This window comes from Leclercia sp. GHBNCSD (genome assembly GCF_055805075.1).
Window position 1 is genome coordinate 1573099 of record NZ_JBQVYO010000001.1, and the last position, 19255, is coordinate 1592353.

Consider the following 19255-nt stretch of genomic DNA (forward strand, 5'->3'; position numbering starts at 1 on the left):
TTACTTCACGCGAGAAACGTATTCACCAGAGCGAGTGTCAACTTTGATCACTTCGCCAGTCTGGACGAACAGTGGAACTTTAACCACAGCACCGGTAGAGAGTTTAGCTGGCTTGCCGCCAGTACCTGCGGTGTCACCCTTCAGACCTGGATCGGTTTCAACGATTTCCAGCTCAACGAAGTTTGGTGGGGTCACAGCGATAGGCTGGCCGTTCCACAGGGTCACGATGCACTCCGCCTGATCCAGCAGCCATTTCGCGCTGTCGCCAACGGCTTTCTCGTCAGCAGAGAGCTGTTCGAAAGTAGAGTTATTCATGAAGTGATAGAATTCACCGTCGTTGTAGAGGTAGGTGAGGTTCATATCAACAACGTCTGCGCCTTCGGCAGAGTCGGTGGATTTGAAGGTTTTCTCGATACGGGTACCGGTCAGCAGGCGGCGCAGCTTAACGCGTGCGAATGCCTGACCTTTACCTGGTTTAACGAATTCGCTGGCTTCAACCGCGTACGGTTCGCCATCCATCATGATTTTAAGACCGGCACGAAAATCGTTGCTATAGTAAGTCGCCATAAGGCCCTCTGAAATTGTTAACTGGTAGCTAAGCCACAAAATGGCGCATATTGTAACCCTAAATACCCCGTCCAGAGAAGATTGGTTATTGCAACTTGCCGATGTAATCACCAGTCCTGATGAACTACTCCGTCTTTTGAATGTAGACGCTGACGAAAAACTCCTTGCCGGGCGTGACGCAAAACGTCTGTTTGCGCTGCGTGTTCCCCGCGCTTTTGTTGCGCGAATGGAAAAAGGCAACCCTGACGATCCGCTTTTAAAACAGGTGCTGACCGCGCAGGATGAGTTTATCGCCGCCCCCGGCTTCAGCACCGATCCCCTTGAAGAGCAGAACAGCGTGGTGCCCGGTTTACTGCACAAGTACCGTAATCGCGCACTGTTACTGGTTAAGGGCGGCTGCGCGGTAAATTGCCGGTACTGTTTCCGTCGCCACTTCCCCTATGCCGATAACCAGGGGAACAAGCGTAACTGGCAGACGGCGCTTGATTACATCGCCGCTCATCCGGAGCTGGATGAGATCATCTTTTCTGGCGGTGACCCACTGATGGCGAAAGATCATGAGCTGGAGTGGTTAATTACGCAGCTGGAAGCGATCCCGCACATCAAGCGGCTACGCATTCACAGCCGTTTACCCATTGTGATCCCGGCACGTATTACCGATGAGCTGACTCACCGGCTGGCGCGTTCTTCGCTGCAAATCTTGCTGGTCAACCATATCAACCATGCCAACGAGATTGACGATACGTTTCGGGCTGCAATGGCAAAACTGCGACGTGCTGGCGTGACATTACTCAATCAAAGCGTTCTCCTGCGTGGTGTGAATAACAGTGCGGCAACGCTGGCCGACCTGAGTAATGCCCTGTTTGATGCCGGGGTAATGCCCTATTACATCCATGTACTGGATAAGGTGCAGGGTGCGGCGCACTTTATGGTCGATGATGAAGAAGCGCGCGCCATAATGCGTGAATTGTTAACCCTGGTGTCCGGTTATATGGTGCCTAAGCTGGCGCGTGAGATTGGGGGGGAGCCCAGTAAGACGCCGCTGGATTTGGGCCTGAAGCAGCGTTCCTGAGCCTTCTTTCGGCCGTAACAAATACCGGTAGCCCCCTATCTCCTTTCAGAAGTATGGGGGCTGGCTGAATATTATTAAAAAGGACCCATCATATGAAACAGTGGGCAATATCCGTTGATGCTATCTTCACTTCAGCAAAAAAGTTTATGAAAGGTTCGGAATTGGGGTTTGCACTAATAGGCAATAGTAAGAAAGTGCACTCCCACAACCTGCAGCCTCAAACGTAACACCATCCGACGCACGCTCCACCCCGTTAAAAAGCGGGATCTCATGCTTTGGGTTTTTAAAACAGTCACATTAACACTTGGGATAAATAATAAAAAAGATCCTCACAAGCTTCTATAAAATCATTCCCCCTTCATTTAAATGAAACATATTATTATATTAGCTACTGTCATAAACCCCATTAATACAAGTGTTAAAAATGACAGTTTTACTGAAAGCTTTGATATATTATATGAATAACCCTCCATTTTTTTCTTTGGTAGTCCCGTTTGTATTGCTAGCAACTGACTTTTATTTACATCCTGAATAATTCTCTTATGAAGAATTTGATCCCCAGAACTTGCCTTCTCGTCTGGAGGAAGCATTTTGATTACCGTTCCTTCAGAAATAACAAAACCACGTCTTCTTACCGTTATAATTATTTCGTTATTGAGCCCGGCTCTGATTAAAGATTTCCTGAGGAGTGAAATGTTTTGGTAAAACGTATTTTCTGAAACCACCACTCCTCTCGCATTCCAAACCTCATCCAAAAATTTCTCACGCGAAATCACTTTTCCGGAACTATCAAGTAATAGCTGCAAACATCGCGCTGTAGGCGCATTTAAGGTCACCGTAACACCATTATCCGTTAATGACTGAAGTTCACTCTTATTCACATTAAATATAACTTTATCATTTATCATGTAAGAATTGAATAACATAAAGAATCTCCCTACCCTTTATTTATGCAAAATAACAATACATCACCAAAAACCATAAACATAAACCATGATAGATACATAACTCTTTGAAAAAAGATACTTTAAACACCAGGTGCATGTGCTTTGGCTTATATGAATGAAGATTATCACATCCAGATAAAAATGATAATTCTGATTTCACATTAACCATCTCCTTCTTCACCTTGGCTAAACACAATATGAATCACCATTGCGAAAGTAAAATGATGAAACATTCACATGCTTTTTTTGGAGAGAACATTTTTAATTTATGTAGCTTCCACCGGGCAACAGTATACGTGTTTCGAACACGATTTGTGCTTTATGGAATGGCAAGCAAGTAACTATAGTGTCAACCACGTTAGTATTAATAAAAATTGTTATTAGTATTAGTTATTATCTTAATAACGATAACCGTAAGGCTGGCAACTATTTAGGACCCTAGTACTTTTAAATGGATTAAACAAATGAAAAAAACAATCGTAGCTGTAATGGTTGCTGCTTCTGCAGTTGTAAGCGCACAGGCTCTGGCAATTAACAATGCAGAAGTGACTGTTCTTGGTGAAGTTTCTGACTCCTCTACTTCTTGCGTCGTGACTCCGACTGGTACCCTGAACAACGGTATTGTTCGTCTGGCTACTGTCACCACAAGTGAAGCAAATGGACAGGCAGCAAATACTCTGTTTAAAGCACAGAAGTTCGGTTTTGAAGTTAAAGACTGTGCTCTGGGCAGCTCGAATGCTTCCAACGTAAATGGCCTGACCGTTGCCGTAACCGGTACTACCAGTTCAAGCGCTGACATCCTGGACAATATTGCAGAAAACGGCGCTGCTGGTATCGGCATTGGTATTCAGAAGGTTAGCGATGGTTCCCGCGTATCCTTCGATGGTAATGTTATGAATGAATCTTACACGGCTGGTAAAGTGACCTATTTGAACTATACCACCGGTTATGTAAAAGTTAACTCAACAACTTCTGTCACTGAAGGTCCGGTTAAAGGTGTAGCAACCTTTACTATCGATTACACCACCAAGTAATATCCTTTTAGAGCTTGGGCGTATGCGCTCAGGCTCTCTCTGTTTGAGAAATCCGTATGCTCAGAACTATTCTATTTATCGTTAACCTGGCGTGCACATTATTAGTAAGTAATCTCGCTCATGCTGGCATTGTAATTGAGTCAACTCGCTATCTTTACAAAGAAGGTTCGCGTGAAATCACCGCACAAATTGAAAACAAAGATGACATGCCTTATTTAATTAAATCATGGGTTGAGACTCCGGCAGGGAAATCACCTTCATTTCTAGCCACTCCTCCGTTGTTTCGTCTGGAAGCTAAACAGCAAAATACGGTACGTCTTTTTGCTACAACTAAAGTTGATGCACCAGATGACCGCGAATCTTTATTCTTTTTCAACGTGATGGCGATTCCCCCTTCTGATAATACCTATGCTAATAATAACACCATTCAGCTTGCAGTTCGTCATCGTATGCGCCTCATTTATCGGCCGAAATCAATAAATAGTTTATCGCCGAACACTGAAGCAAAAAAACTGGAATGGCGTAAGTCCGGTAAAACCATAACGCTTAAGAATCCTACTCCATTTTTTTACTACTTTAATATGGTTAATCTTGGAAATACAGATATAAACCTTGATGTGAGAACAATATCGCCATTCTCGACTAAGAAAATTGATATTAAAGACATCAATGCATCCAGTATTAGCTGGAAGATAGTAAATGATTATGGCGGAGCAGGATCTTTATACTCTTCACCTTTGTGATAGATGTTAGCAATAAAAAGGGATGTGTCTATGAAAAATAAAAATAAAGGGCTATTAAAGTTATCAACTCTGTGTTTGGCAATGCTTTGTGCGTTGTACCACGAATTAAACAATAAGGCATATGCACGCGATTTCTTTGATCCCGCATTTATTAACTCTGCAAATAATGGCAGTCCCTTAGATATTCCAGATTTATCAGTTTTTCAGAACAGACATGCCCAGGCACCAGGGGAGTACCGTGTAGATATCATCTTTAATGGTCGTTACCTTGAGACAAAAAGCATTAATTTTGTTATTGACAGCAATGCCAACGCTAATGACGACCAACTTAAACTTGCCCCTTGTTTAAGCCTGGAGATGTTATCCAGGTATGGCGTCAAAGTGAGTTCATTTCCCGCTTTACAGGAAAATAAGCAAGGGTGCGCCAACCTTAATGTAATTCCTGATACTGAAACCGTATTCGACTTTGCAACACAGCGGCTTAATATTTCGATCCCCCAGGCTGCGATGTCTACAACCGCTCAGGGATATATACCTCCAGAGCAATTTGATGACGGCATCAATGCGCTGCTGGTGAATTATCAGTTCAGCGGTTCAGAGGATCTTGAGTCCAAGGATGAATATTATAGCCTGAACCTACAGTCCGGGCTGAATGTAGGGGCATGGCGTATCCGCAATCTCAGTACCTGGAATAAAACCCGTAGTGATGAGGGAGCATGGGATTCTGCCTATCTTTATATGCAACGCAGTATCCGTTCACTTAACAGTAATCTGGTAATCGGGGAAAGCTCTTCACTGTCTAACATTTTTGATAGCGTTCCCTTTACAGGCCTGCAATTAGCGACAGATACCAGCATGCTACCAGAAAGTATGCGTGGTTATGCGCCGATCGTACGCGGTATCGCAAAAACCAATGCCCGTGTGGTGATTAAACAGAACGGCTACCAGGTGTATCAGACTTACGTCGCACCTGGAGCTTTCGAGATTACCGACATGTACCCCAGCGGTGGTAGCGGCGATCTCTATGTCACTGTCGAAGAATCCGATGGTACAACACAAAACTTTGTCGTGCCATTTGCGACGCTCCCGCTGATGCTTCGTGAAAAACAAGTTGAGTATGAAATTACCTCAGGTAAATACCGTCCCTACGATAACAGTGTTGATGAAACACCGTTTACCCAAGCCACGGCCAGCTATGGGGCGACCAGTAGTACAACAGTTTATGGGGGAACCCAGTTCTCTTCACATTACCAGTCCATTTCAGCAGGCCTTGGTTATAATCTTGGCGATCTCGGTGCCATCTCTGTGGATGTTATCCAGGCATGGTCAAAAAAACGCGACCAGGAAAAAACATCCGGGCAATCTTGGCGGGTACGCTACGGTAAAAACATTATTGAAACAGGGACTAACATTACCATTGCGGGTTATCGTTACTCTACAAAAGGTTTCAATACATTAACTGATGTGCTGGATACCTATTCTAATGACGGTAGCTACTCAGCTGGCCGCGCACTGCGCAACAGAACAAATTTGACAGTAAACCAAAACTTAGGAAAAGGCCTGGGAAGTTTATCAATCAGCGGACTTATTGAAGATTATTGGGATAATAAGCGCACCAACAAATCGATAAGCATCGGCTATAACGGTGGCTGGAACAGCATTACTTATTATCTCGGTTACAGTTATAACCGCTATACCTGGAATGGCAACAGTTCAGGCAAAGATGCTCAGGACGACCAGCGGGTAAATCTGACAGTAACTGTTCCTCTGAGTAACTGGCTGCCTGGCACCTATACCAGCTATCAGTTAACCAACAGTAATCCCGGCTCAACTGATCAATCTGTCGCTATCGGTGGTATCGGGCTCGAAAATGATAGCCTGGAGTGGAGTATTCAGCAGGGGTACAGCAACCGAGAGGATTACTATAGCGGCGATATGCGCGCAACCTATAACGGCTCACGAGGTAGTATTAACGCGGGTTATAGCTATAATCGTAATAGTCAGCGTATTGATTATGGTGCCAGCGGAAGCGTTATTGCCCATGCTGATGGCCTCACTTTTGGTCAGGATATAACCGACGCTGCAGTTCTGGTAAAAGCACCTGGGTTAAATGATGTAAAACTGACTAACGATGCCACCATTTCTACAGATTATCGCGGCTATGCAATTGTTCCATATGTAACGCCTTACCGCCGGACTGATATTACGCTGGATAGCTCAACGTTGGCTGATAATATGGAATTACCGGAAACAACTCAAACGGTGGTACCCACCCGCGGAGCTATAGTGCGCACAAATTATTCAGGAAAAATTGGGCAGCGTGCTTTTATCCATCTTAAAACAAATGATGGTAAAAACGTTCCTTTTGGTGCCATTGCATTGTTGTTAAATGATATTAGCAAGCAAACTAACATAGTGGGTGATGCTGGCATGGTTTACTTTTCTGGCCTTAAGCAAACCGGTATTCTCGATGTCAAGTGGGGAGAAAGCACCGCTCAGCAATGCCGTGCATCATTTGATTTATCGGCAAGGGAAGAGGGTGTCAGTGGAGTTAATCAAATTGATGCCATATGCCGCTAATGACTTTCAAGGGAGTTGAATTTATGAAGAAAGTATTATTTTTTTTGGGAATTATATTTTGTTATAGCGATGCTATGGCAAAGTGTACTTATGACGGCAGCAGCAAATTATTAACCCTTTCCATATCGCCTAAAATAGCGACCGACCCATCTATTCCGGTTGGTTCGGTATTATTCAGCAAGAAATTTGGTACTGGACATTATAAAACTTTCTCGTGTAGTAAGGTCTTGGGTGATCAGTATATAATTTCATCTACCGCCCCTGAAGTGCCGGGCGTTACTGGATTACAAGGGAAGCCCGTATATGCGACCGGTATTGACGGCATCGGTTTTCAGGTTTCAGATATTTTAGCCAGCAAAAATGGTTCGGTAAAACCTGCAGTTGTGGGATCAACGATAGTACCGATCGAAAAGTCTAATAATGATTATGAATTTATAACGATTTGGTTGATAAAAACCAAATCTGTTATTGACATATCTGGAACAAGTGCTGATGCATCAATCAATTTCTCTGTTGGCAATTTAGTCACTAACCCAAAACCTGCAGAGAGGACTTTAGTCAACGCAAATGTTAAAATCAGTAATATCACTTTTAAAGATAGCTCATGTGATATATCAGTTGCAGGCTCAAGTCAGGTAACACTAAATAGAATTGAAAAAAATACACTTCTATCAGTATCAAGAGGAGGAATAACTCCGGCTCAAAAAACGATTACTATGAATATACTTTGTCCAGCAAACGCGCTGGGTAACAAAGTAACCTATTGGTTCAACCCCATAACAGGAACCAGCGCATATGGTGATGGCATCATTGATAATATGTTAACTGGTGCCAATGCAGCAAGTAATGTAGGCATTATTTTCAAAAAAGATAACAAACCAATCGTTTTTTATGATATGGATAAATACTATATTAATAATGTAACAACATCTCAATCCTTTGCCTTTACAGCAGACTATTATAGATCGAGCAGCAATATCAACGAAATCACCACAGGAAATGTAAAAGCTATACTAGAAGTTGTCATTCAAGAAGAGTAAACAGATCCAAAATTAAAAAAAAGAGATTGTGAAAATCTCTTTTTTTTTAGAAAACAAACGACCATTTAATTATATCTTAATATTTAATTTAGTTGCTCAACCTCATAGTAAAAGTTATATTTTCAGCAGGTCAGTTATTAGTGAATGGCCTAAAAGAAATATATTTTGACATACCACTTAAAGGATTAAACATGCAAAATTTAACTACATTTGAAATGGAAGCTATCTCTGGTGGCTATTCCTGGGATTTTTCTTCTCTCGGCTCAGCAATTACCAGTGTTGTGAGCAACGGTTTTGAAGCGGTTGCCTCCGGTTTAATTACTGGAGCAGCATTTGCTATGTATGGCTCAATCATTGGCGGCTCCCAGGGCGGTAACGGCGGTGGTCTGCTTGGCGTTGGCGCAGCTGGTCAGGGTGTTGGGATGATTTGGGGTCTGGTAGTCGGTGCCATTGGCGGCGCTATTTATGGCGCCATGGGCGGTTGGGATTTTGCTTTAGAGCAATCTTCTGCGGGCGCTAACGGTTTCTTTAGTGGAACCTTCGCTCCATGGAGCTAATGTATAACCGAATGGTTATATAAAAAAATAGTATAAATCCTTTTATACTTAAATAAGGCCTGATAATTCAGGCCTTTATTACTAAAGCAGAAATAAGTGGTAGTTATGCTGAGAAAAATTTATCGCAGGGAAGCGATTGAATATAAAAAAAATCACTGGAAAGGAAAGGCATTACTATTAGCAGGAATGCCAGCCTGGATAGTCACTCTACTGGCTTTTACTTTTATTGCTGTACTTGTTTTGTCACTTATTTTTTGCTCCTTTACCCAACGTATTGATGTTCGAGGTGAAGTTATCACTCTCCCTCACTCTGTTAACGTCTTTGCTCCTCAGCAAGGTTTTGTTGTTAATCAGTATGTCAAAGTGGGCGAAATTGTAAATAAAGGACAGCCGCTTTATAAACTGGACATTTCGCGTAGCACCATTAATGGTAACGTAAATACTGCGCAGATCGAAGTTATTGATCAAAAAATAGCGAATGCGGAAAATATAATTAGCAAACTTTCGCATAACAAATCAGAAACATTGCGTGCCATCGAAAAACAAATTGCAACTATAAAAGATTCACTGGAAGAAACTAGCCGCATGTTGATAAACACTCAGGCAGGGTTAAATAAAATGCATACTAACCTGGCCAGCTACGATAAGTATCTTAAAGATGGATTGATTACAAAAGACCAATATAACTATCAACATTCGTTATACTTTCAGCAACAAAGCGCTTATCAGTCTCTTGTTAGTCAAAAAATGCAGCTTGAAACTCAGCTTACACAAGCGAACAGTGATAAAGTTACTAAAGCGGCCGACTTTGACAATCAAATTTCTGGCCAGAACAATCAAATAAATGATTTTAAAAACCAATTAGTAGAGTCAAATGCAAATGGCAATATTATTATCAAAGCAACAATCGATGGTAAAATAGAATCTTTGGCCGTTACTAAAGGCCAGATGGTTGAAAATGGCAGCAGTCTTGCGCAAATTAAACCGACAGGAAACATTGAATATTACCTAATAATTTGGTTGCCAAATAACGCAATCCCCTACATTAAGAAAGGGGATATTATTAATATACGCTACGATGCATTCCCGGCGGATAAGTTTGGTCAGTTCCCTGGTGAAGTTCTTACGCTTTCATCAGTTCCTGCCTCGAGACAGGAGATGGCTGAATATACCAACGTAAGTAATGGTTCTAACCAGCAAGATTTAGCGCTTTATAAAGCCATTATAAAAATTAAAAATAAAGAATTTAATTATAATGGGAAAGTACTTACGCTTTCAAATGGTTTGAAGGCGCAGGCTGTGGTTTTCCTGGAGGAACGTCCTCTTTATATGTGGATGTTTACCCCTTTCTATAAAATTATGCAAAGCGTGAGCGGGCCGATTGATGAATAAAGAGATTTTTAAAACGATTATAAATAAACTTAACTTTTCAATCCGTCATAAAACACCCGTTATTTTACAGTCAGAGGCATCAGAATGCGGGATTGCCTGCCTGGCTATGATTTGCGGCTTCTACGGACTCAATATTGATCTATTTAATTTCCGCCACCGTTACGGCAGTCCTTCTCAGGGCGTAACACTAATGTCTCTGAGTAAAACAGCTGAGCATACTGGACTGAAAAGCCGGGCGCTTTCTCTCGATCTCGATGAAATAAAACAACTAAAGCTCCCCTGCATTATCCACTGGGGTATGAACCATTACGTTGTACTGACTAAAGTGCGTAAGAATAGCTTCATAGTGCATGATCCTGCTTTGGGCAAAAGAATTATTGGCATTCAGGAGATGTCCAACAACTTCACTGGCGTTGCGTTGGAGCTTTGGCCGGACAAAAATTTCCAGCAAGAGCATGCTAAGTCTCGTCTACGCCTGCTGGATCTTATGCGTAATATTGTAGGCTTGAAATCCGTCCTGCTAAAAATCTTCGCTTTTTCGGTAGTGGTTGAAGCTATCAGTTTATTATTACCGATTGGAACACAGCTGGTCACTGACCATGTTATTATGGCGCACGGTCAGAGCTTACTGTCAGTTATCTGTATTGGTCTGGTGTTCTTTACTCTATTCCGCATGTTTATCAGCATGCTTCGGGCATGGACTTCATTGACGCTGAATACCCTCACCAATATTCAGTGGAAAACAACGCTCTTTGATCATCTGGCGAGTTTACCGTTATCCTTTTTTGAAAAACGGCATTTAGGTGACATTCAGTCTCGTTTCTCATCGCTGGATACTATTCGTGCAACTTTTACTAATAGTATTGTGACAGGCATTATCGACACAATAATGACCATTGGCCTGTTGGTGATGTTAACGCTTTATGGCGGCTGGCTGGTTTGGGTGGTTGTAGGTTTCACATTGTGCTATGCCATTATGCGATTCGCTACCTATAGTTTCTATCGTCGAGTTTCTGAAGAGCAGGTTATAAAGGGTGCTCGCTCCAGTTCACACTTCATGGAGTCACTATATGGTATTTCGACTATCAAGGCATTGAATTTAAAAGACCGTCGTTCACAGCACTGGTTGAACATTAATATCGATGCTTGTAATGCTGGTATAAAACAGACTCGTTTCGACATGATGTTTGGCGGTATCAATACTTTAATTACCTCTATCGATCAGGTTGCAGTGCTTTGGCTTGGCGCTATTATGGTGATTGAAAATAATATGACGCTCGGTATGTTTATGGCATTTAATGCCTATCGTGGGCAATTCTCCCAGCGAGCATCCAGTTTGGTCGATCTGGTCATGCAGTTGCGTATGCTGTCATTACATAATGAGCGTCTTTCTGAGATTGTTTTTAGTGAACCAGAAAAAGAGTTGCCTTCGCGGCGTATCTTTACAGAAAATTCCGGCGTTAAGTTAGAGGTAAAAAACCTTAGCTATCAGTACGATCCGTTCTCACAGCCAATTTTCTCAAATTTAAATATCATCGTCGAACCCGGTGAATCAGTGGCTCTGGTTGGCCCTTCCGGCGTGGGAAAAACTACGCTGTTAAAAGTTATGTGTGGCCTGCTGTCTCCGACAACTGGTGATGTTCTGGCGGACAACCTCGATATTCAGAAAATTGGGCTTAATAATTTTCGCCAGGGAACGGCCTGCGTACTCCAGGAAGACAGACTATTCTCAGGATCGCTTATTGAAAATATCAGCGGTTTTGAAGATAACGCAGATATGGATTTTGTTATCGAATGCGCACGTCGCTGTAACATCCATGACGAAATAATGAAAATGCCGATGGGATATGAAACCATTGTGGGTGAGCTTGGCTTAGGTATTTCTGGCGGCCAAAAGCAACGTATTTTGATAGCACGTGCACTTTATCGTAAGCCCAGCATTTTATTTATGGATGAAGCAACCAGCCATCTCGACCTTAAAAACGAATCTGCTATTAACCAGTCTATATCTGGTTTAAGTATTACCCGAATTATTGTTGCTCATCGGCCGTCCACTATTGCTTCAGCCGATCGCATTATTGATTTATCGCAACCCAATACACTAATTTCAGCGTAACAGCACACAAGGAGAGTCGCATGCAAGGTTCATTTATTGGTTTCAATACTGCAGGGATTAAATATGAAGGACGTTTTATGGCTCTCATGCTTAAAACCAAACTGCAAAATGAAATTTGCCATACATATTATTTTCAAGTTCAGATGCTGGCTGATTTACTATTAGTCCTTCAGAACAGAATGGTAGCAGTACTGCAGCGTCTCAATAATGAAGGCGAGGCTTATAAAACAGAACTTACTGCTTTTAATGAGCGCTTAATATCTAATACCCCAATGATCGACCTTTCGGAAATACAGCAACCAAACCCGGAAAAACGCGTAATGTCGATTACATTAAAACCAGGAGAGAGCTGGTCAACGCTGATCCTGGTACTTCAGAATGAACAGATAGTCTCGTTGCGTATTGATGATATGCAGGTAGAGGCGCTTTTAGTAGGAATTCAGCAGACGTTAAAAAATTGTGATGATAGTGATGTAACTCATTATTTGAGTTCAACGATGGATTTTCTGATGCTTTGTGCTGTAGATTTGACAAAAGCTCATGGTGTCGACTACCAATATTATTCTCCAGATGAGTGGAAACTTAATCTTTTTACGCACTCTTTGGCCATACTTTTTTGTTGCGATACGGACGAGGGTAAGAAAATTATTTCTGGTGCTTTAATTAAAACCAGCGCCCCACATCCATCAGAACATGAAAACAGCGTTATAATGCGCATGGCTGAAAGAAATCCAAAACTTATAGAAGTTCATACCCAGTGCCAGCCCAGCCAGATATTTAGCAAATACTTCCCTTCTGAGCCGGGTAAAATGATGACGCTGGAGGAGTGCATGCAGTATCTAAAGTCTTTTTATTCAGAAATAAATGCACAAATTAGCGCCTGATAGCTTTTATAAAAAAGGTGCCTCTCATCACTGAAAAAGGCACCAATCAAATCAGTTCGGGCACTTATAAACCTGGCCCTGCATTTCGCTGGCGGTCGGGACAAAACTCGACAGTAAACCCTGGGTTGGGCTGCTTACGCCATAAATCACGTTCCCGCCCATCTCCGCTGCATGATTACGCAGAGCGTTTGCCGCACCGCGCATTGAACCGCCCTCTTCGCCATGCTGCCCTGAAAGCCAGTTACTTTGTTTACCGGTTGCGGTACCGACCAGCTGACATTCACTGCCCGGCTTATCTTCTACAAAGCGAACGCTCTGCCCACCAGTAGAGAGTTCGTTACCGGAACTACACCCCGCCAGCAGCAACGCTGCCGCTACGATCCCTGCACCCACTTTAACGCGCATGTTATTCCTCGTTTTCAATAAGCTGGGCACGTGCTGCCCGCGTCTAAACCTTATACCTAAAAGATGACCAAAAGAAAAACCCCCGATCATTTCTGACCGGGGGTTTGTTCATTTCTGCGAGGTGCAGAACAACATGATTACATCATGCCGCCCATACCACCCATGCCGCCCATACCACCAGCAGCACCTAAATCAGGGGCATCGCCTTTTGGCAGGTCAGTGACCATGCACTCGGTGGTGATCATCAGGCCAGCAACAGAGGCCGCGTACTGCAGCGCAGAACGGGTCACTTTAGTTGGGTCCAGGATACCGAAGTCGATCATGTTGCCGTACTCTTCGGTAGCAGCGTTGTAACCGTAGTTACCTTCGCCCGCTTTCACCATGTTCGCCACAACAGACGGCTCTTCACCGGCGTTGGAAACGATCTGACGCAGTGGCGCTTCCATTGCGCGCAGCGCAACTTTGATACCCACGTTCTGATCTTCGTTCTGAGCGGTCAGGCCAGCCAGTTTCGCTGCAACGCGAACCAGAGCAACACCACCACCGGCAACCACGCCTTCTTCTACCGCAGCACGGGTCGCGTGCAGGGCATCGTCAACGCGGGCTTTCTTCTCTTTCATCTCAACTTCGGTAGCGGCACCCACTTTGATAACGGCTACGCCGCCTGCCAGTTTAGCAACGCGCTCCTGCAGTTTTTCACGATCGTAGTCAGAGGTCGCTTCTTCGATCTGCTTACGGATCTGAGTAACACGGCCCTGGATGGCATCTTCTTCACCCACGCCATCGATGATGGTGGTGGTGTCTTTGTTGATAACAACGCGTTTCGCCTGACCCAGGTCTTCCAGCGTCGCTTTTTCCAGCTCCATACCGATCTCTTCAGAGATAACGGTACCGCCAGTCAGGGTAGCGATATCCTGCAGCATCGCTTTACGGCGATCGCCGAAGCCAGGTGCTTTAACCGCAGCCACTTTCACGATGCCACGCATGGTGTTAACCACCAGCGTTGCCAGCGCTTCGCCTTCAACGTCTTCAGCGATGATAACCAGCGGCTTGCCTGCTTTCGCAACGGCTTCCAGAACTGGCAGCATTTCACGGATGTTGGAGATTTTCTTATCAGCCAGCAGGATGAACGGGCTTTCCAGCTCAACAGCGCCAGTTTCTGGCTTGTTGATGAAGTATGGGGAGAGGTAACCGCGGTCAAACTGCATACCTTCAACCACGTCCAGTTCGTCTTCCAGACCGGTACCGTCTTCAACGGTGATCACGCCTTCTTTACCGACTTTATCCATCGCTTCAGCGATCAGTTTACCTACGGTTTCGTCGGAGTTAGCGGAGATGGTACCAACCTGAGCAATAGCTTTAGAGTCAGAGCACGGTACGGAGAGCGCTTTCAGCTCTTCAACAGCGGAAGCGACAGCTTTGTCGATACCACGTTTCAGATCCATCGGGTTCATACCCGCAGCAACGGCTTTCAGACCTTCAGTGATGATAGCCTGCGCCAGTACAGTTGCGGTGGTGGTGCCGTCGCCTGCAGCGTCGTTCGCTTTAGAGGCAACTTCTTTCACCATCTGGGCACCCATGTTTTCGAACTTGTCTTCCAGCTCGATCTCACGCGCTACGGAAACACCATCTTTGGTGATGGTTGGTGCGCCGAAGGATTTGTCCAGAACCACGTTACGGCCTTTCGGGCCCAGGGTCACTTTAACTGCGTCTGCCAGTACGTTTACGCCGCGCAGCATTTTCACACGAGCGTCGTTACCGAATTTTACGTCTTTAGCTGCCATTTTAATCTTTCCCTTAAATTCGTATGTTCAGTGTCGTTCGCGGATTACGCTTCAACAATTGCCAGAATGTCGCTTTCGGACATGATCAGCACTTCTTCATTGTCGATCTTCTCGGATTTCACACCGTAGCCATCGTTGAAAATGACGATGTCACCAACTTTAACGTCCAGCGGCTGCACATTTCCGTTTTCCAGAATGCGACCTTTACCGACAGCGATGATTTCGCCACGCGTTGATTTTGCTGCTGCAGAACCGGTCAGAACGATGCCGCCCGCAGATTTGGTTTCAACTTCTTTACGTTTGACGATCACACGATCATGTAACGGACGAATACTCATTGATAGCTCTCCTTTGAGAAAGTCATTATCAGTTATGGGTGACGCCGGGCCGTAAGCGGTTTTCCGGCTAGTGCCCTGAGAGATGGGGATGGGGTTTTACCCCTTCAAGGGGTAGTCGAAAAAAAATTTGTGAAAGTGTTACCATCGCCTCTCTTTTGATGGCGGCAGGACAATGGAATGAGTGGACTTAAACAGGAGCTGGGACTCGCGCAGGGTGTTGGCTTACTTTCAACCTCTTTATTAGGCACGGGGGTGTTTGCCGTACCGGCGCTGGCGGCCCTGGTGGCGGGTGATAACAGTCTCTGGGCGTGGCCGGTGCTCATCGTGCTGGTCTTCCCGGTGGCGATTGTTTTTGCGCTTCTCGGGCGACACTTCCCGAGCGCCGGTGGGGTGGCTCACTTTGTCGGGATGGCATTTGGCCCGCGTCTGGAGCGCGTCACCGGCTGGCTGTTCCTTTCTGTTATCCCCGTGGGCTTACCTGCCGCCCTGCATATTGCGACGGGGTTTGGCCAGGCGCTGTTTGGCTGGCATGACGCGCAGCTCTTACTGGCTGAGCTGGGTACATTGGCCATCGTCTGGTGGGTCGGCTCACGCGGCGCCAGTTCCAGCGCCAACCTGCAAACCCTGGTGGCGGTGCTGATTGTGGCGCTGATTGCCGCTATCTGGTGGGCAGGGGATCTTCAGGTGACACAGATCCCCTTCCCTGCCTTAACCGATCTCGATCATTTGCAGCTATTCGCAGCCCTTTCCGTCATGTTCTGGTGTTTCGTCGGTCTTGAAGCCTTTGCGCATCTGGCCTCAGAGTTTAAACAGCCGGAACGTGATTTCCCGCGGGCGCTGATGATAGGGCTGCTGCTGGCAGGTACGGTCTACTGGGCCTGTACGGTGCTGGTGCTTCATTTCACTGCCTATGGTGCCGATATGGCTGCGGCAGCCTCGCTTCCCGCCATCGTGGTCCAGCTATTTGGCGTGAAAGCGCTGTGGGTTGCCTGCGTGATTGGTTACCTCGCCTGCTTCGCCAGCCTGAATATCTACATTCAGAGCTTTGCCCGGCTAGTGTGGTCCCAGGCGCTGTACAAACCCAAAAGCCCTCTCGCCCGCCTGTCCAGACGCCAGCTCCCGCTTAACGCCCTGAACGCGGTGCTGGGCTGCTGTGTGATAAGCACCCTGGCAATCTACTGGCTGGATATCAACCTCGACGCGCTTATCGTCTATGCCAACGGCATCTTCATTATGATCTATCTGCTGTGCATGCTGGCGGGATGTCGCCTGCTAAAAGGACGCTATAAAGTGCTGGCGATGATTGGTGGGGTACTCTGTTTACTGCTGCTGGCGATGGTGGGATGGAAGAGTCTGTACGCCATTGTGATGCTGGCGGGATTGTGGTGGTTCTTGCCGAAGCGTGGTGCGGTTTAATTAACGCCCGGTGGCGCTTCGCTTACCGGGCCTACAGAATCTACGGTTTCGTAGGCCCGTGCAAGCGCAGCGCCGCCGGGCTACTGATATCAACGGTCGTCTTTATGGTCCAGGCGATCGCGCTGCTCATCCTTACGCTGATACTCCCCGTCAAAGGTCTCCCCACCGCCCGTTCCGGCGCTAAACCCGCCGCCCGGCATCCGGTTAAAACGCAGATGCGGCAGTAGCTTCAGGGTCAGGTGTTTCTGCACCGGCGGTAACAGCAACAGCAGCCCCAGGAAATCGGTAAAGAAACCCGGAAGCAACAGCAGCAGGCCGGCGATAATCAGCGACACGCTTTTGACCATCTCCGCTGCCGGACTCTCCCCGGCGGCCATCTTCTGCTGCATTAACAGGAAATTTTTGAAACCCTGGTTGCGCACCAGTGACATGCCAATCACCGATGTAAAAATGACCAGAACCAGGGTCAGCAGGACGCCAAACACGTGGGCGACCTGAATAAAAATAGAAATCTCTATATAAACATAAAGAAAGATTGCAGCTAACGGTATCCAGCGCACTGGCTTCTCCTGTGTGGCAGACGCCGTTATGGCCCCTGTCGGTAACAATTTGCGATTCGCGTCTGTCAGAAATGGAGGCGTTTAGTCAAAATTCAATCGGTTTGCACGGATATTTTTTCTGGAAATATTAAAGCGGTGATTCATTTCACAGATTGATAAATATCATGTCACCGGGTCCATAATAAGTGATCCAGGTTACGGCAATTCGCTATCATCAGCATATCATTCCGGGTATCTGGTCGATTCAGGGGATAATCGTCGGTCAGAAAATAGACATAACCACATATGTACTGTGCGTTTAGTACATCAATCGGCAGCTTGAAAAGAAGGTTCACATGTTAAACAACATTCGTATCGAAGAAGATTTGTTGGGTACCAGGGAAGTTCCAGCGGATGCCTACTATGGTATTCACACTCTGAGAGCGATTGAAAACTTCTACATCAGCAACAGCAAAATCAGTGATATCCCTGAGTTTGTGCGTGGCATGGTAATGGTGAAGAAAGCGGCAGCAATGGCAAACAAAGAGCTGCAAACCATTCCGAAAAGTATCGCCAATACCATCATCGCCGCCTGCGATGAAGTGCTGAACAACGGCAAGTGCATGGATCAATTCCCGGTGGACGTCTATCAGGGCGGCGCGGGTACGTCAGTGAATATGAATACCAACGAGGTACTGGCAAACATCGGCCTTGAGCTGATGGGCCACCAGAAAGGTGAGTACCAGTACCTGAACCCGAACGATCACGTCAATAAATGCCAGTCTACCAACGACGCCTATCCGACCGGTTTCCGTATCGCCGTATACGCTTCCATCGTGAAGCTGGTTGATGCCATTAACCAGCTGGGCGAAGGTTTCCAGAACAAGGCCGTCGAATTCCAGGACATCCTGAAAATGGGCCGTACCCAGCTGCAGGACGCGGTACCAATGACCCTTGGTCAGGAGTTCCACGCATTTAACGTGCTGCTCAATGAAGAGACCAAAAACCTGATGCGCTCCTCTGAGCTGCTGCTTGAGGTGAACCTGGGCGCAACGGCCATCGGTACGCGCCTGAATACCCCGGACGGCTATCAGCAGCTGGCGGTGCAGAAGCTGGCCGAAGTCTCTAACCTGGCGGTGGTGCCAGCAGAAGACCTGATTGAAGCCACATCAGACTGCGGCGCCTACGTGATGGTGCACAGTGCGCTGAAACGCCTGGCGGTGAAACTCTCCAAGATCTGTAACGACCTGCGCCTGCTCTCTTCCGGGCCGCGTGCCGGTCTGAATGAAATCAACCTGCCGGAACTGCAGGCGGGCTCCTCCATCATGCCAGCCAAAGTGAACCCGGTAGTGCCAGAAGTGGTTAACCAGGTCTGCTTCAAGGTCATCGGCAACGACATTACCGTTACCATGGCTTCCGAGGCGGGTCAGCTGCAGCTGAACGTTATGGAACCGGTGATTGGCCAGGCGATGTTTGAATCCATTCATATCCTGACCAACGCCTGCTACAACCTGCTGGAAAAATGCATCAACGGCATCACCGCCAACAAAGCGGTATGTGAAAGCTACGTCTATAACTCCATCGGTATCGTCACTTACCTCAACCCGTTCATCGGTCACCACAACGGCGACATCGTCGGTAAGATCTGTGCAGAAACCGGTAAGAGCGTGCGAGAGGTCGTACTTGAACGTGGCTTGCTGACAGAAGCCGAGCTGGATGATATCTTCTCGGCGCAAAACTTAATGCACCCGGCCTATAAAGCAAAAAGATATACGGATGAAAGTGAACAATAACAGTTCAGGTTAAACTTCATGAAGGCACGTCAGATGACGTGCCTTTTT

The 19255-nt window shown here is 46.0% G+C and carries 17 protein-coding genes; 11 read left to right on the top strand and 6 right to left on the bottom strand.

From position 1 onward, the window contains the following. A complete protein-coding gene (gene efp, locus ACT3IC_RS07705; protein WP_103822981.1) occupies nucleotides 1-567 on the bottom strand; it encodes an elongation factor P in 567 nt (188 codons plus the stop codon). Nucleotides 568-607: 40 nt separating this feature from the next. Between efp and epmB the strand changes: the two genes are divergently transcribed. Beyond that, the gene (gene epmB / locus ACT3IC_RS07710; RefSeq protein ID WP_103177947.1) at nucleotides 608-1639 is read left to right on the top strand and encodes an EF-P beta-lysylation protein EpmB; all 1032 of its coding nucleotides are present in this window, start codon (nucleotides 608-610) and stop codon (nucleotides 1637-1639) included. A gap of 362 nt (nucleotides 1640-2001) precedes the next feature. Here epmB and ACT3IC_RS07715 read toward each other — a convergent pair whose 3' ends face one another. Continuing rightward, nucleotides 2002-2565 carry a winged helix-turn-helix domain-containing protein gene (locus ACT3IC_RS07715; RefSeq protein WP_159340235.1) on the bottom strand — a complete coding sequence of 188 codons (564 nt, stop codon included), beginning with the start codon at nucleotides 2563-2565 and terminating at the stop codon, nucleotides 2002-2004. 485 nt (nucleotides 2566-3050) lie between these two features. On the opposite strand from ACT3IC_RS07715, the gene ACT3IC_RS07720 reads away from it, so the two are divergent. The 8 genes from ACT3IC_RS07720 to yjeJ all read left to right on the top strand — a co-directional run bounded on the left by ACT3IC_RS07720 (nucleotide 3051) and on the right by yjeJ (nucleotide 12932). Next, nucleotides 3051-3620, top strand: a complete 570-nt coding sequence (locus tag ACT3IC_RS07720) for a fimbrial protein (protein WP_103177945.1) — start codon at nucleotides 3051-3053, stop codon at nucleotides 3618-3620. Between the two features lie 56 nt (nucleotides 3621-3676). Further along, complete coding sequence (locus tag ACT3IC_RS07725) at nucleotides 3677-4363, top strand: fimbrial biogenesis chaperone (protein ID WP_159340237.1); 687 nt, start codon at nucleotides 3677-3679, stop codon at nucleotides 4361-4363. Nucleotides 4364-4393: 30 nt separating this feature from the next. Then, nucleotides 4394-6943, top strand: a complete 2550-nt coding sequence (locus tag ACT3IC_RS07730; protein WP_159340238.1) for a fimbria/pilus outer membrane usher protein — start codon at nucleotides 4394-4396, stop codon at nucleotides 6941-6943. Nucleotides 6944-6966: 23 nt separating this feature from the next. Next, the gene (locus tag ACT3IC_RS07735) at nucleotides 6967-7983 is read left to right on the top strand and encodes a fimbrial protein (RefSeq protein ID WP_103181015.1); all 1017 of its coding nucleotides are present in this window, start codon (nucleotides 6967-6969) and stop codon (nucleotides 7981-7983) included. A 191-nt stretch (nucleotides 7984-8174) separates the two neighbouring features. Beyond that, the gene (locus ACT3IC_RS07740) at nucleotides 8175-8540 is read left to right on the top strand and encodes a hypothetical protein (RefSeq protein ID WP_103177942.1); all 366 of its coding nucleotides are present in this window, start codon (nucleotides 8175-8177) and stop codon (nucleotides 8538-8540) included. A 105-nt stretch (nucleotides 8541-8645) separates the two neighbouring features. Next, nucleotides 8646-9932, top strand: a complete 1287-nt coding sequence (locus ACT3IC_RS07745) for an HlyD family secretion protein (protein ID WP_156655429.1) — start codon at nucleotides 8646-8648, stop codon at nucleotides 9930-9932. Further along, entirely contained in the window at nucleotides 9925-12048 is a 2124-nt protein-coding gene (locus ACT3IC_RS07750) for a peptidase domain-containing ABC transporter (RefSeq protein WP_473477025.1), read from the top strand. The genes ACT3IC_RS07745 and ACT3IC_RS07750 overlap by 8 nt, the downstream gene beginning before the upstream one ends. Nucleotides 12049-12068: 20 nt before the next feature. Beyond that, nucleotides 12069-12932, top strand: coding sequence for a YjeJ family protein (gene yjeJ, locus ACT3IC_RS07755; protein ID WP_103177939.1), 864 nt, complete (start codon nucleotides 12069-12071; stop codon nucleotides 12930-12932). A gap of 51 nt (nucleotides 12933-12983) precedes the next feature. Here yjeJ and ACT3IC_RS07760 read toward each other — a convergent pair whose 3' ends face one another. The 3 genes from ACT3IC_RS07760 to ACT3IC_RS07770 all read right to left on the bottom strand — a co-directional run bounded on the left by ACT3IC_RS07760 (nucleotide 12984) and on the right by ACT3IC_RS07770 (nucleotide 15459). After that, nucleotides 12984-13337, bottom strand: a complete 354-nt coding sequence (locus ACT3IC_RS07760; protein WP_103177938.1) for a DUF4156 domain-containing protein — start codon at nucleotides 13335-13337, stop codon at nucleotides 12984-12986. A gap of 137 nt (nucleotides 13338-13474) precedes the next feature. Beyond that, complete coding sequence (groL, locus tag ACT3IC_RS07765) at nucleotides 13475-15121, bottom strand: chaperonin GroEL (protein WP_156653763.1); 1647 nt, start codon at nucleotides 15119-15121, stop codon at nucleotides 13475-13477. Between the two features lie 44 nt (nucleotides 15122-15165). Then, nucleotides 15166-15459, bottom strand: a complete 294-nt coding sequence (locus tag ACT3IC_RS07770) for a co-chaperone GroES (protein ID WP_032616151.1) — start codon at nucleotides 15457-15459, stop codon at nucleotides 15166-15168. 177 nt (nucleotides 15460-15636) lie between these two features. Between ACT3IC_RS07770 and yjeH the strand changes: the two genes are divergently transcribed. Continuing rightward, a complete protein-coding gene (yjeH, locus tag ACT3IC_RS07775; protein ID WP_103177936.1) occupies nucleotides 15637-16875 on the top strand; it encodes an L-methionine/branched-chain amino acid transporter in 1239 nt (412 codons plus the stop codon). An 89-nt stretch (nucleotides 16876-16964) separates the two neighbouring features. Here yjeH and ACT3IC_RS07780 read toward each other — a convergent pair whose 3' ends face one another. Beyond that, nucleotides 16965-17435 (bottom strand): FxsA family protein, encoded by a 471-nt coding sequence (locus tag ACT3IC_RS07780; RefSeq protein ID WP_103177935.1) that lies wholly within the window; start codon nucleotides 17433-17435, stop codon nucleotides 16965-16967. 335 nt (nucleotides 17436-17770) lie between these two features. On the opposite strand from ACT3IC_RS07780, the gene aspA reads away from it, so the two are divergent. Then, complete coding sequence (gene aspA / locus ACT3IC_RS07785) at nucleotides 17771-19207, top strand: aspartate ammonia-lyase (protein ID WP_103177934.1); 1437 nt, start codon at nucleotides 17771-17773, stop codon at nucleotides 19205-19207. Nucleotides 19208-19255 lie beyond the last annotated feature (48 nt).

Coding starts and splice junctions, on each gene's coding strand:
- efp (WP_103822981.1), bottom strand. CDS start 567: ATGGCGACTTACTATAGCAACGATTTTCGTGCCGGTCTTAAAATCATG.
- epmB (WP_103177947.1), top strand. CDS start 608: ATGGCGCATATTGTAACCCTAAATACCCCGTCCAGAGAAGATTGGTTA.
- ACT3IC_RS07715 (WP_159340235.1), bottom strand. CDS start 2,565: ATGTTATTCAATTCTTACATGATAAATGATAAAGTTATATTTAATGTG.
- ACT3IC_RS07720 (WP_103177945.1), top strand. CDS start 3,051: ATGAAAAAAACAATCGTAGCTGTAATGGTTGCTGCTTCTGCAGTTGTA.
- ACT3IC_RS07725 (WP_159340237.1), top strand. CDS start 3,677: ATGCTCAGAACTATTCTATTTATCGTTAACCTGGCGTGCACATTATTA.
- ACT3IC_RS07730 (WP_159340238.1), top strand. CDS start 4,394: ATGAAAAATAAAAATAAAGGGCTATTAAAGTTATCAACTCTGTGTTTG.
- ACT3IC_RS07735 (WP_103181015.1), top strand. CDS start 6,967: ATGAAGAAAGTATTATTTTTTTTGGGAATTATATTTTGTTATAGCGAT.
- ACT3IC_RS07740 (WP_103177942.1), top strand. CDS start 8,175: ATGCAAAATTTAACTACATTTGAAATGGAAGCTATCTCTGGTGGCTAT.
- ACT3IC_RS07745 (WP_156655429.1), top strand. CDS start 8,646: ATGCTGAGAAAAATTTATCGCAGGGAAGCGATTGAATATAAAAAAAAT.
- ACT3IC_RS07750 (WP_473477025.1), top strand. CDS start 9,925: ATGAATAAAGAGATTTTTAAAACGATTATAAATAAACTTAACTTTTCA.
- yjeJ (WP_103177939.1), top strand. CDS start 12,069: ATGCAAGGTTCATTTATTGGTTTCAATACTGCAGGGATTAAATATGAA.
- ACT3IC_RS07760 (WP_103177938.1), bottom strand. CDS start 13,337: ATGCGCGTTAAAGTGGGTGCAGGGATCGTAGCGGCAGCGTTGCTGCTG.
- groL (WP_156653763.1), bottom strand. CDS start 15,121: ATGGCAGCTAAAGACGTAAAATTCGGTAACGACGCTCGTGTGAAAATG.
- ACT3IC_RS07770 (WP_032616151.1), bottom strand. CDS start 15,459: ATGAGTATTCGTCCGTTACATGATCGTGTGATCGTCAAACGTAAAGAA.
- yjeH (WP_103177936.1), top strand. CDS start 15,637: ATGAGTGGACTTAAACAGGAGCTGGGACTCGCGCAGGGTGTTGGCTTA.
- aspA (WP_103177934.1), top strand. CDS start 17,771: ATGTTAAACAACATTCGTATCGAAGAAGATTTGTTGGGTACCAGGGAA.